The sequence below is a fragment of the Lactiplantibacillus fabifermentans DSM 21115 genome, from assembly GCF_000498955.2.
GTDB classification, from domain to species: domain Bacteria; phylum Bacillota; class Bacilli; order Lactobacillales; family Lactobacillaceae; genus Lactiplantibacillus; species Lactiplantibacillus fabifermentans.
In genome coordinates, this window is the sequence record NZ_AYGX02000144.1 from 16,467 (window position 1) to 30,467 (window position 14,001).

The 14,001-nt window shown below is 46.3% G+C and carries 9 protein-coding genes; all 9 read right to left on the reverse strand.

Annotated features, from left to right (window positions below):
* Positions 1-44: 44 nt before the first annotated feature.
* The 9 genes from DY78_RS12155 to DY78_RS12195 all read right to left on the reverse strand — a co-directional run bounded on the left by DY78_RS12155 (position 45) and on the right by DY78_RS12195 (position 13,987).
* Positions 45-905, reverse strand: a complete 861-nt coding sequence (locus DY78_RS12155; RefSeq protein ID WP_024625338.1) for an NAD(P)H-binding protein — start codon at positions 903-905, stop codon at positions 45-47.
* A gap of 672 nt (positions 906-1,577) precedes the next feature.
* Positions 1,578-1,931, reverse strand: a complete 354-nt coding sequence (gene rbfA / locus DY78_RS12160) for a 30S ribosome-binding factor RbfA (protein ID WP_024625337.1) — start codon at positions 1,929-1,931, stop codon at positions 1,578-1,580.
* Between the two features lie 25 nt (positions 1,932-1,956).
* Positions 1,957-4,509, reverse strand: a complete 2,553-nt coding sequence (gene infB / locus DY78_RS12165) for a translation initiation factor IF-2 (RefSeq protein ID WP_024625336.1) — start codon at positions 4,507-4,509, stop codon at positions 1,957-1,959.
* A 14-nt stretch (positions 4,510-4,523) separates the two neighbouring features.
* A complete protein-coding gene (locus tag DY78_RS12170; protein WP_024625335.1) occupies positions 4,524-4,829 on the reverse strand; it encodes a L7Ae/L30e/S12e/Gadd45 family ribosomal protein in 306 nt (101 codons plus the stop codon).
* On the reverse strand, positions 4,819-5,118 hold the full coding sequence (gene rnpM / locus DY78_RS12175) for an RNase P modulator RnpM (RefSeq protein WP_024625334.1): 300 nt from the start codon (positions 5,116-5,118) through the stop codon (positions 4,819-4,821). Before rnpM ends, DY78_RS12170 begins: the two co-directional genes overlap by 11 nt.
* 18 nt (positions 5,119-5,136) lie before the next feature.
* A complete protein-coding gene (nusA, locus tag DY78_RS12180; RefSeq protein ID WP_024625333.1) occupies positions 5,137-6,375 on the reverse strand; it encodes a transcription termination factor NusA in 1,239 nt (412 codons plus the stop codon).
* 19 nt (positions 6,376-6,394) lie between these two features.
* Positions 6,395-6,871, reverse strand: coding sequence for a ribosome maturation factor RimP (gene rimP / locus DY78_RS12185; RefSeq protein ID WP_024625332.1), 477 nt, complete (start codon positions 6,869-6,871; stop codon positions 6,395-6,397).
* Between the two features lie 139 nt (positions 6,872-7,010).
* Positions 7,011-11,327, reverse strand: a complete 4,317-nt coding sequence (locus DY78_RS12190; RefSeq protein WP_024625331.1) for a PolC-type DNA polymerase III — start codon at positions 11,325-11,327, stop codon at positions 7,011-7,013.
* A 950-nt stretch (positions 11,328-12,277) separates the two neighbouring features.
* A complete protein-coding gene (locus DY78_RS12195; RefSeq protein ID WP_024625330.1) occupies positions 12,278-13,987 on the reverse strand; it encodes a proline--tRNA ligase in 1,710 nt (569 codons plus the stop codon).
* Between the last annotated feature and the right edge of the window lie 14 nt (positions 13,988-14,001).

The following is a 14,001-nucleotide window of genomic DNA, read 5'->3' on the forward strand; positions in this document are numbered from 1 at the left end:
ACTAAAGAAACTAGCCGCTCGCTAATCATAAGTTGTTGACGATGCTAACGCGCCAAAATTTCTTTGATAGCATCCGCAATTGGCGTTAATTCATGTCCTAAGACCGTTGGCAAATCAGCGCTGACAACATTCAATTCATTGTCAGCCATCATCGCTTGCATACCAGCAAACACGTTAACTAAACCGGCATCCATCCCAGCAGCCGTCATTGCTTTGACATATTCCGTAGCACTAACCGCTTTAAATTCAAAGTCATGGCGACCAGTAACAGCTTTAATCGCGGCTGCCAAATCAGCATATGACCGTGGTTGCCCACCAAATTCATAGACGGCTTTTGGCTCCGCCATCAACATCACCTTAGCGGCTGCCACCGCGTATTCACGTTCCAAAGCAAAACTCATCTTACCGGCACCCGCGGCATAAACGGCATCTTGACCAGCAGCCCCCGCTTTTAAGTAACTCAATTCATTTTCTAAGTACCAAGCGTTGCGTAAGAAGGAATATTGCAAGCCACTATCCTTCAACATTTTTTCGGTGGCCACATGATCGGCAGACAAGGCCGATTTTGCAGTATCGGCTTTGGCAAAACTCGTATAAGCCACATACTTCACGCCGGCATTTTTAGCCGCCGTCACCATATTTTGATGTTGCGTTTGCCGCGAAATTTCGCCACCAGGAACGGATGAGATAAACAATAACCGATCAACGCCGGTCAATGCTTTTTCTAGTGCTGGTTCATCGGTATAGTCGGCTTGCCGCACGTCGATAGTCGTCGGCAACACTTGCGCCGCCTTCTCCGGATTACGCACAATCGCCACAATATCGGTGGGTGCGACCGTTTGTAAAAGTTCATTAATTGCTAATTGACCAAAATGCCCCGTTGCTGCTGAAATTGCATATTTCATCATTAAAAACTTCCTTTCAAATCACTCATTATTGTTACTTTATAATCAACAACTATTATATTAACTAGTTGTTACTTTAAAGTCAACAATAAAGTTTCAAGGCTATGCTGACAAACGTAACGCTCACACATGCAGCGTTGATCAATAAGCAATTACTCGAACCAATCAGTGCCAATAATCAACTAAGGAATGGTTAGTCTCATCAATCCACCAACAGGTTCAAGTAAAAAACATCCCCCACAATTAATGACCAACTCAAATACCAAATCACCCATTATTGCGCACCATTCCGGCCCAAGCATAATTTAGTCGTGAGCCAGCCATAACGTGGCCAGCGACACCTTTTAAGATTCATTCCTACAACGAGCTATCATCGTGCTAATCAATGACACATTTTGTCATTAAGCTGATATTTAGCAGTTGGCCGACCGTAATGGAAGCCGTCCTGCAGGTGGCGTTAACGGCCGTTTTTTGGCCGTTTACACCACGGACGTCTTTTGAGACTTGGGTTTCAGGCTCAAAAGCGAGGTCCAAGACCGCCCCTCAGGCTTGGACCGGTCCCAGGACCGCTGGAATTACGGTCGGCCAACTGCGGCCACAATCAACACCTCCAAACCAAAAAAGACCGTCCCAGATAAACCCAGGACGGTCAAAACCAAGTTAGTCAAACGACTATTCTTGACGTTTTAAGTTGTTGATTAATTCATCGATACGACTGCCGTATTGAACTGATTGATCACGTTCAAAAATCAATTCTGGCGTCTTATAGATGCTCAAGCGTGAGCCGAGTTCACTACGGATGAGGCCTTTCGCTTTTTCAAGCCCAGTGGCCGTCTTTTCACCGTCAGACGCTTTGTCTGACAAGATACTGTAGTAAATCGTGGCTTGTTGTAAATCGCCAGTGACGGTGACGCCGGTAATGGTTAACCCAGCGACCCGGGGATCACGGACGCGCTTCAATAGAATGTCATCGACTTCTTTTTGAATTTCTTGTTCAAGCCGACCAACCCGATAATGTTGTGCCATTTAACGCACCTCCTTGAGGGATTGCTTATTCAATCGGAACTTCTTTCATCACATAAGCTTCGATAACGTCATTGACCTTGATATCATTGTAATCTTCGATCCGTAACCCTAATTCGAAACCTTGTTTAACTTCTTTAACGTCATCTTTGAAGCGACGGAGACTGGCAAGCTTACCGTCGTAAATAACCACACCGTCACGGATAACCCGGACGCCGGATTCACGATGGATAACCCCATCAGTAACCATCCCACCACCGATAGTCCCAATCTTAGAAACCTTGTAGATTTCACGGATTTCGGCTTGACCAGTGATCTTTTCTTCATACTTAGGTTCAAGCATCCCCTTCATGGCGCTTTCGATTTCATCGATAGCGTTGTAGATAACTTGATGTAAACGAATGTCGACATCGTCGGTATCTGCTTGGGATTTCGCTTGCGGCGTTGGCCGGACATTGAACCCAATAATGATGGCGTTACTTGCTTCAGCTAAGGCCACATCACTTTCGTTGATCGCCCCAACCGCCGTATGGATGATGTTGACACGGACGCCTTCAACATCAATCTTTTGTAAACTACCTGCTAAGGCTTCAACGGAACCTTGAACGTCGGCCTTAATAATAACGTCGACTTCTTTAAGTTCACCTTGCTTCATGGAATCAAACAAGTTATCCAAGGTCACATGGGCCGTGGCTTTCCGTTCGTCCATCAAGGCTTGCTTAGCCCGTTGTTCACCAGCATCGCGGGCGGTCTTTTCATCATCAAAGACGATGAAACGGTCCCCAGCATCTGGCACATCATTCAAACCAGTAATTTCGATTGGCGTTGATGGTACGGCTTCTTTGATGCGTTTCCCATGATCATTAGTCATGGTCCGCACTTTACCATAAGTGTTCCCAACAACGATTGGGTCACCGACGTGCATCGTCCCTTGTTGAACTAACAAGGTCGCCGTTGAGCCTTTCCCACGATCCAAACTAGCTTCAAGTACCGACCCAGCCGCATTTTGCTTAGGGTTAGCCGTTAATTCAAGCACTTCGGATTGTAAGAGGATCATGTCCAATAATTCGTCTAAGTTCTTACCGAATTTAGCTGAAATTTGGACGAAGATCGTGTCGCCACCCCAGTCTTCAGGAATCAAACCGTATTCGGTTAATTGTTCCATGACGTGGTTCGGGTTAGCGCCGGGCTTATCAATCTTGTTAACTGCCACGATAATTGGCACTTCCGCCGCCTTGGCATGGTTAATCGCTTCGATAGTTTGTGGCATAACCCCGTCATCAGCCGCAACGACTAAGACGGTGATATCCGTAATGTCAGCACCACGGGCCCGCATTTCCGTAAAGGCCGCATGCCCAGGAGTATCTAAGAAGGTGATGGTCTTGCCATCATGCTTCACTTGATAGGCCCCGATAGCTTGGGTAATCCCACCAGCTTCACCAGCGGTAACGTGCGTATGCCGTAACTTATCAAGCAAGGTTGTCTTACCATGGTCAACGTGACCCATGACCGTGACAACTGGTGCCCGCGGTGCTAAGTTATCGGTATTATTAACTTCGTCTTCGAAGAATTTATCCAAGTCGGTTACATCGACCGTGACTTTTTCTTCGGCGTTAATGCCGTAATCCGCTGCTAAAACTTCAATCGTTTCTTTATCTAAGGATTGGTTTTGGTTAACCGCAACCCCTAACATAAACAACTTCTTGATAATTTCGGCTGGTTCACGGTGCAATAACTTACCCAAATCTTGGGCGTTCATGCCAACCGTGTAGACCAAGGTTTCTGGCAACGGCTTGTCCTTACGAACGGGTGCCGGCTTGTTGTTCACTTGGCGAATACGTTGGTTCTTCCGGCTTTGTTTCTTGTTGTTACGACGACGGTTATTGTTGTTACCGCCACGATAACGACCATTGCCGCCACCGTTATTATTATTGTTTAAGCTACCGCCAAAACGCCCGCTACCATTGTTGCGGCTATTGTTATTGCCGTTACTCCGGTTTTGGCCGCCATTGCTCGTGTTTGAGCGGGAACTGTTGTTGCTGTTCCGGTTTTGGCTGCTGTTATTTGAGTTCCGCGAAGTATTGTTGTTGCGGTTTTGACTGCTATTATTTGACCGATTAGCCGTGGTATTGTTGGACCGGTTGTTATTGTTACTCCGGTTTTGACTGTTGTTGCTCCGGTTACCACCATTGTTATTTGGCCGGCTACTGTTACTGTTCCGTGAACTACTCGTGGAACGGTTGCCGTTTGAATTATTACTCCGGTTTTGGCTATGGTTATTGTTATTATTACGATTATTATTCAAAGAATCACCACTCTGTTGATGACGCGAGTTGGATTGCTGCTGATTAGCAGTTCGTGTCACATTTCTAGCTTCAGGTTTTGAAGCTGCACTGGTTGTCCCAGTCGTTTTGGATTTAGGATGGGTGGCCGCGCCGCTCGTTAATTGACGGGCTTCGTTGTCACCGAGTGTCGACATATGATTTTTGACGGAGAATCCCAACTGCTGTGCTTGCGCAATCAACTGTTTACTTGGGACGTTTAGCTCCTTCGCTAATTCATAAATTCGCTTTTTCCCCATATCTTCACCCTCCTTTAGTTTGTCATGATCGCCACCATTTTGTCCGCAAAGCCGCGGTCGGTAATGGCATAAACGGTCCGTTTATTGCCAGCTGCCGCATTCAACTCTGCTTTGGTAAAAGTATCGATCACGGGAACATCGTAAGATTGGGCCTTATCATGAAACTTTTTGGCAGTCGTGGGACCCGCATCGCTCGCGATAAACACGAGTTTGGCGGATTGATTACGAATTGCGGCTAAGGACAATCCTTCGCCAGCAATTTGCTTCTTGGCACGCCGTGAAAGGCCCAGTAGGTTTAAACAAGCTTCGTTAGGCGTCATTACCGAATAATTCCTTTCGGGCTTGTTGATGATCAACGTAAGCCACTAAGTCATCATAAAAACTGGCGTCCACTTTAATTCCAAACGCTTTATCAAACGTTTTTTGCTTCTTGGCCAGTTTGGCAACTTCGACATCTAACGAAATATACGCGCCCCGTCCTGGCATTTTACCAGTAGGGTCAACGGCTACTTCGTCTTGCTTGTTCTTAACAACCCGGACTAAGTCTTTCTTGGGATGCATTTCACCCGTCACGATGTCCTTGCGCAACGGCACTTTTCTTTTTTTCATATCCCAGACCTCCTTTAATTATTCAGCGTCGCTGTCAGCGGCACTTTCGTCAGCATCTGCGGCTGATTCAACAGCTTCGCTCTCAGCTGACATGGGTTCAACGTCACTGGCTTCGGATACGGCTGGTTCAATCGTATCTTCACTAGTTTCGTCAAGGTCCGCACTGGCGTCAGCTGCGGTTTCAGCCGCCGCCACGTCAGTCGGATTCGCATCCATTATATCAGATGCTTCGGTTTCAGATTTGATATCAATCTTGAAACCAGTTAATTTTGCAGCTAAACGGGCGTTTTGACCGCGTTTCCCAATCGCCAATGATAATTGGTAATCGGGCACAACGACGGTACAGCCGCGTTCATTTTCAGGGTCAAAGATAACGTCTAATACTTCGGCCGGATTCAAGGCGTTGGCGATAAAGACCGCCGTGTCATCCGTCCATTCAACGATGTCCATGTTTTCGCCGTGCAATTCGTTAACGATGGTTTGCACCCGTTGCCCTTTAGGACCAACACAAGTCCCGACTGGGTCAACGTTCGGGTTGTTTGAACGAACGGCAACTTTCGCCCGATCGCCAGCTTCACGCGCGATTGACACGATTTCCACGATACCGTCAAAAATTTCTGGTACTTCTTGTTCAAACAAGCGTTTCAACAAGTCCGGGGCCGTCCGGGAAACGAAGACTTGTGGCCCCTTAGTCGCATTTTCAACTTTGGAAACGTAAACTTTGATTTTGTCATGAATTCGGTAAACTTCACCAGGTAATTGGTCGCCATGACCCATGACCGCTTCAACTTTACCTAAGCTGACGTAAACAAACCGGTTATCTTGGCGTTCAACTTCACCCGTGACGATTTCATTTTCATATTGACTGTATTCGTCAAAAATGATACCACGTTCGGCTTCACGCACCCGTTGCATAATAACTTGTTTAGCCGTTTGGGCCGCAATCCGACCGAAGTTTTTCGGGGTGACTTCGAAACGAATGTCATCGCCGACTTCATAAGCTTTGTTGATTGCTAAAGCATCTTGTAAACTAACTTCCAAGCGGGAATCAAAGACGTCTTCAACGACTTCTTTAACCGCATAAACATGAATATTACCCTTAACTTGGTCAAAGTCAACTTCCACGTTTTGCGCTTGACCGTAATTACGTTTATAAGCGGAAACTAAGGCCGCTTCCAAAGCGTCAATGACGACTTCTTTTTTGATACCTTTTTCTGATTCAAGGGTGTCTAAGGCCCCTAATAATTCCTTACTCATGTGTAAACTCCTTTGCTTACTAGAACTTAACGGCTAACCGAGCTTGAGCGATCTGTTGACGATCGATTGTCACGGTCTTTTTGCGCGTCTTGTCCATATAATCAATTGTTAACGTTTCAGGAGTGACGGCTGTTAAGTCGCCCTCAAAAACTTTTTTGCCGTCTAATTTTTGGTATAAGCCCACATGGACATATTTACCAATGGCGTTTTGATAGTCGGCCTCTTTTTTCAAGGGGCGTTCCGCACCCGGCGAAGACACTTCTAAGAAGTAGGCTTGCGGAATCGGATCCGGATCCATCGCATCTAATTTTTCGCTTAATTCGTCACTAACCATGGCGCATTCTTCAATATTAATGCCACCTGGCTTATCAATATAAATTCGTAAGTACCAACTCTGGCCCTCACGCACAAATTCAATGTCAACTAATTCAAACTGGTGTGCTGTTACAATCGCTTGGGCGATTGGTTGAATCGTCTCAACAACGTTATTGCTCACGTTTGTGCCTCCTTAATCCAGATTAGTCCAATAAAAAGAGTGAGCATCGCTGCTCACTCGTTAACGAGTTTTAAATTACAAGTACATATTACCATAATTATGCGCAAACCGCAACTCGGCGCCGTTTGCAGCGGTAATTTTAAAACAAAGATAATTGATTTTCGTCTGGTAAGCCTTGTAAAACCCCATTTTGGGTCATGAAATCAATCAATTTTTGCGAAACTTTGCCCCGCTTAGATAAATCTTCTTTCGATAAGAACGGCTTATCCGCCCGCGCGGCGACAATCTGTTTGGCCACGTTCAGCCCTAAACCAGGCACGGCCCGGAATGGGGCAATCAACGTGTCGCCTTCAATGGTCCAGTTGGCGGCATCAGATTTATCCAAATCGACCATCTTAAACTTGAAGCCCCGTTCCAACATTTCATTGGCGAGTTCCATAACGGTCAATAAGTTCTTTTCCGTCGCGGAAGCATCCATACCTTTATCGGTGATCACTTTCATCGACGCTTTGACGGCTTCTTTACCATGCGACATCGCGACCAGGTCAAAATCATCGGCCCGCACAGAGAAGTACGCGGCGTAATAAATCATTGGGAAGTAAACCTTGTAGTAGGCCACCCGTAACGCCATCAAAATGTAGGCGGCGGCATGGGCCCGCGGGAACATATACTTAATCTTCAAACATGAATCAATGTACCAATCCGGCACATTGGAATCCTTCATCGCTTGTTGCCACTCGTCAGGAATCCCCCGACCTTTCCGCACATGTTCCATGATTTGGAAGGACATATCAGATTCCATGCCGTAGTGGATCAAGTCGGTCATGATGTTATCCCGACATCCAATAACTTCCGCCAACGTAACCGTCCCGTCTTTAATTAATTCTTCGGCGTTGCCTAACCACACATCAGTCCCATGGGAGAGCCCCGAAATTTGTAGCAATTCATTAAAGGTCGACGGATGCGTTTCTTCGAGCATCCCGCGGACAAACCGCGTCCCAAATTCCGGAATGCCTAACGTCCCCGTTTTGGAGAAAATTTGATCTTCATTGACGCCCAATACTTCGGGGCTCGAGAAAATCTTCATAACAGTCGGATCAACCGGCGGAATACTTTCCGGCTTAATCCCGGACAAATCTTGGAGCATCCGAATCATCGTCGGATCATCATGTCCTAAAATATCAATTTTTAAAATATTGTCATGAATCGAATGGAAATCAAAGTGGGTCGTTTGCCAAGCCGCGGTCTGGTCATCGGCCGGATATTGGACCGGCGTAAAGTCATAAATATCCATATAGTCCGGCACAACGATAATCCCGGCCGGATGTTGCCCGGTCGAACGTTTGACCCCGGTAATCCCTTTGGCGAGCCGGTCGATTTCGGCCGTCCGCAAGGTTTGTTGAGTGTCCCGTTCATAGGCTTTAGCATAACCATAACCGGTCTTATCAGCGACCGTCCCAATCGTCCCGGCCCGGTAAACATTCTTTTCACCAAACAAGACTTTGGTATAGTTATGCGCGATTGGTTGGTAGTCCCCCGAGAAGTTCAAATCAATATCGGGGACCTTGTTCCCGTAGAACCCTAAGAAAGTTTCAAACGGAATGTTTTGCCCATCGCGAACCATGTCAGTCCCACATTCGGGACAAGCTTTTGGCGGCAAATCGTAACCCGAACCGTATTCATTATTCGTATAAAAATGCGAATATTGACACTTCGGACACCGATAATGCGGCGGCATCGGGTTAACTTCGGTAATCCCAGAAAGCGTCGCAACTAAACTAGAACCAACGGACCCCCGGGACCCAACTAAGTACCCATCTTTATTAGACTTAAACACGAGCCGTTGGGCAATCAAATAAATAACCGAGAACCCATTCCCGATAATACTCTTCAATTCCTTGTCCACCCGGGCTTGGACGATATCCGGCAACGGATCGCCATACCACGCATGGGCACGGTCAAGCGTCAAGGATTCGATTTCATCTTCAGCCCCGGTCATCCGCGGCGTATAAAGTTTGTCTTTAACGGGACGGACATATTCAAAACGGTCAGCAATCGCTTGCGGCGTATCAACAACAATTTCATGCGCTGTTGCTTCACCTAAGAAATTGAAATTCTTCAACATCTCATCGGTCGTGCGGAAATGCACATCGGGACGTTCGGTCCGGTTTAATGGATTGGCCCCACCTTGGGAATGGATCAAAATCTTCCGGTAAATTTTGTCTTCCGGATTCAAGTAATGGACATCCCCCGTCGCTGCGACCGGAATATTCATCTCATGGCCTAAGTCGACCATGTTTTTGATGATTTCTTCCGCCCGTTGATTATCCGCAATCAAACCACTTTGAATTTGGGGCAAATAAACGGCCGGTGGTTGGACTTCTAAGAAGTCGTAGTAGCCCGCTTTTTGACGCGCTTCTGCCACCCCTTTTTGCATCATCGCGGTGAAGACTTCCCCGTTGGCACACGCTGAGCCGACCAGAATACCGTCACGATATTTGTTCAAGACACTGCGCGGTACTCGGGGTACCCGGTAATAATATTCAACATTGGATAAGGACACAATCTTGAATAAATTCTTTAAGCCCGCTTGCGTTGTCGCATACAAGGTCGCGTGAAACGGCCGTGAATGCCGATAAGCCGCGTTATCAGTCATATGATCATTTAACTGGTCGTGGAACTGAACGCCGTAACGTTCTTCCGCGTCTTTTAAGAAAATATGATTCAGATGACCAGTTGATTCCGCATCATAAATAGCGCGGTGATGGTGTTCCAAGTTGACGCCAAACTTCTTGGCTAACGTATTCAACCGATACCCTTTAAACGTCGGATACAGCCAACGTGCTAACGTTAACGTATCAATAATCGGATTTTCAATCGGGCCCATATTGTGACGCGCATAACCGGTATTCATAAAGCCCATATCAAACGTGACGTTATGCCCAACAACAATGGCGCCTTCACAAAATTCACGGAATAATTTGAAGACTTCTTCTTCGGACTTCGAGCCCCGGACCATATCATCCGTGATACTCGTTAGTTCCGTCGTCGTCGCTGACAATGGAAAACCCGGATCAATGAACTCTTCAAACTCTTCGACGACATTACCTTTAACCATTTTAACGGCCGACAATTCAATGACCTTGTCATAAATGGCGGACAGGCCGGTCGTTTCCGTATCGAAAACCACATACGTTGATTCTTTTAAATCATAATGGGCATCGTTAAACGCGATGGGTTCCCCGTCATCCACCATATTGGCTTCGACCCCGTATAAAATTTTAATGTTATTTTTTTCACCCGCCGCAAACGCTTCGGGAAAGGCTTGCGCCCCAGCATGGTCCGTAATCGCCACCGCGGGATGCCCCCACTTAGCCGCTTGCTTGACGAAATCCGAAATTCCATTGGTCGCATCCATGGTACTCATGTTAGAGTGCACGTGTAATTCGACCCGTTTTTCATCGGCCGGTGCTTTATCTTGACGACTCGCATGACTCGTTTCGTTAATGTCATAAGCGTTAATGGTCAAATCACGCATAAAACTATCTTCTTGCACGGAACCGCGCGCCCGCACCCACATACCGGGCTTCAAAGCGGCAAATTGCGCTTCGTCGTCGGCATTGCGGGAGAACTTTTTAATGACCATTGATGAACTATAATCGGTCACTTTTAAAATTAATAGTTGTCGTTGCGAACGTAAGACCCGGACTTCCATGTCAAAGACGTAACCTTCAACAATGACTGACCGCTCTTCTTCGGTAATTTCCACCATTTGTTTGGCCGGTTCTTGCGGGTTGATTTGTTTTCCTAATTGGACGGGACCATCAATCACCGCTGGTTCATCGGCATGTTGTTGCCGTTTTTCGTTGGCCTTTTTGATAGCCGCTTCGGCGCGCTTCGCCAATTCTTGGTCCGACTTCGCTTTTTGCGCGTGAAATTCTTCAATCTTCGCCTGTGAAGCTGATTCATCAATCATCGTATGCACGGAGAACTTCGGAAATCCGAGGGCTTGATACGTCGATTCAATCGGCCCTAATGCCGTATTATTTAAAAAGTTTTGAATAACTTCATTTTCAGCTAATAAAATAACCCGCCCATCTTCATAAGTGGGGACATTGCTATTACATAATGATTGAACTAACGGGGACTTGATGCCACTATTTTGGACAATCCATTCCCAATAGTCCGCTAACGCGCGTTGATCAACTTCCGTATCGTCAGTCACGATTTGCATTGTCACTTCCGCAATTTCATGAAACGCAATTTGGAGCTTATTGCGAAAAGTCATGAATTGCGAATACGGCAGTACATGTTGGAAATGCAAATGAAATTCCCAAACCTTAGATGCTTGATGGACCGTCAGTTTATCGATGGCTCCGGCTTGAAATGCCGTATCCATCGGCATATCGATCTGTTCAAGCAGCTTCGTAAACATTTCCTGCTGATTTAAGCTCACGCCGCACTCCTCCTAAATCTTTAAAAACTCTAATCTGCTATTGCTTTTGTATCCCGCCTCCAGCCAGTTGGGACGCCGTGGTGGGGCAACCCTGCCGAGCCAAAGAACGGTCTCGGCAGGCGGTTAGGCACCTTGCAAAACCCGCAAGTCACCTAACACGACCCATGTTCTAGGCGACCACAAAACACTCGCCAAGAACATATTCACGGCGCCATCCCATCTGACTTCCAGCTAACGTTCTAATTGTTTTAAATGAGCACGTTAGCAACTAGTTTTGACCGTTATATTTACATATTCGTAAATAGCCACGTTTTTTCATCTATTTCGTCTATTCGAAAAATATCAATATTATCCAGTTATCCGTCGGTGAATGACTAATTGATAATGACAGTCGCCAAACTAGGCATAACGGGTAGCCATTTCATCACCATTTAACTTGGTAGTTCTACTACCAACTGGCCTTATCATAATCGGTCATATAAATCGACGCAATTCCGAAAAAAAACATCAGTCATAACTTGACTTGATTGGGAGTATCACCCAACCCATTGACAAACGAGAACATTAGCCAAAATAAACTGTCCAACTGCCAGACTGGCTTAAAGTGGCACCATTGTTATCCAGAAATCAATCTAGCGGCCGGCTGACCGTAATGGAAGCCGCCATGCGGGTGGCGTTAACGGGATGATTTGTATCCCGTTTACACCACGGACGTCTTTTGAGGCTTGCTTTTCAGGCTCAAAAGCGAGGGCCAAGACCGCTTCTCAGGCTTGGACCGGTCCCCATGGCAGCTGGAATTACGGTCAGCCAACCGTGGCAAAGCAACCTTTACCTGCCGTCCTAACGAAAATCACCTAGTTTCTAAGGTGCCGAAACTAGGTGATTTCTGCAGACACATATGTTTAGTGTACGCATTTTTGGATTAACTTGCAACGGTTGGGTCGCTTAGATTAATCGATGTTTTTTAATAAGACCGCTAAGTTGTTAGCGACTTCTTCTTGCTTAACTTCTAAAGTTTCGCCGGTTTCGCGGAGCTTGATTTCGACGATTCCTTCACTGGCCTTTTTACCGACCGTGATGCGGGCTGGGAGTCCCATCAAATCAGAATCGGCAAACTTCACGCCGGGACGTTCTTTACGGTCATCGTATAAGACTTTGTAACCAGCAGCTTCTAATTGAGCTTCAACTTGGTCAGCAACTTCAACTTGGTCGGCCTTCTTAGGATTAACGGGAATGACATGCACGTCAAATGGCGCAATGGCTTTTGGCCAAATCAAACCATTATCATCGGCGCGTTGTTCGGCGATGGCTGACAATAACCGGGAAACCCCGATACCATAACAACCCATGATTACTGGAATGTTGCGACCGTTTTGATCCAAGACTTCCGCATGTAAGTCTTTTGAGTAACGCGTACCAAGTTTGAAGATATGCCCGATTTCAATCCCGCGAGTGAACTTCAAGACGCCGGCACCATCTGGTGATAATTCGCCTTCTTGAACAAAACGAATGTCCACATAGTCTTCAGCATGGAAATCCCGTTCAGGATTAACATTAGTGAAATGATGGTCGTCTTCATTAGCACCGACCGTGATGTTAACCATATCCTTAACATAAACGTCGGCCACAATTTTAACATCTTCACTGACGTTGACTGGTCCAAGGGAACCAAAGTCCGCCCCCAAGTATTGTTTAGCTTGTTCTGGAGTGGCCATTTCTAAGAAGTCAGCGCCTAAGTAATTTTTCAACTTAACGTCATTAACTTCGTGGTCACCACGAACTAAGGCCATCACGGGTTCGTCATCAGCCATGAATAAAATACTCTTAACGAGTTGATCCGCACCAACTTCTAAGAACTTGGCTAAATCATCGATGCTCTTAACGCCGGGAGTTTCGATTTTTTCCATGTCTTGTAGTGAGGCATGGGACTTCTTTGGCACGTACAAACTCTTGGCCATTTCCAAGTTAGCCGCGTAATCGCTCGAATCAGAATACACGATGGTATCTTCACCAACGGGTGCCATCGCTGAATATTCACGAGAATCTTTCCCACCCATGGCACCACCGTCACCGATGATAGAACGGAATTTCAAGCCCACCCGGTCAAAAATGTTCGTGTAAGCTTGCGCCATATCTTTAAATGTGACGTCCAAAGAGTCTTCGTCCGCATGGAAGGAATACGCGTCTTTCATGATGAATTCACGACCACGTAACAAGCCATAACGAGGGCGATCTTCGTCACGATACTTGGCTTGGATTTGATATAACGTCAATGGTAATTTCTTGTATGACTTAATTTCATCACGCACGATTGACGTAAAAGTTTCTTCATGGGTTGGACCTAAGATGAATTCCCGGTCGTGGCGGTTCTTTAATTTGAACAATTCTGGCCCATAAGTTTCATAACGGCCAGTGGCTTGCCACAATTCAGCCGGAATCACAGCTGGAACTAACATTTCGGCTGCGTCAATGTTTTCCATTTCTTCCCGAATAATCTTTTCGATATTCGTTAAGACCCGGTAAGCTAATGGTAAATAAGCGTACATCCCTGCTGAAATTTGACGAATATAGCCCGCGCGTAACATCATTTGATGACTGAGCGCTTCGGCGTCATTCGGCACTTCTTTCAAAGTAGGAATTAACAATTTCGATTGTTTCATCTACAAATCTTCTC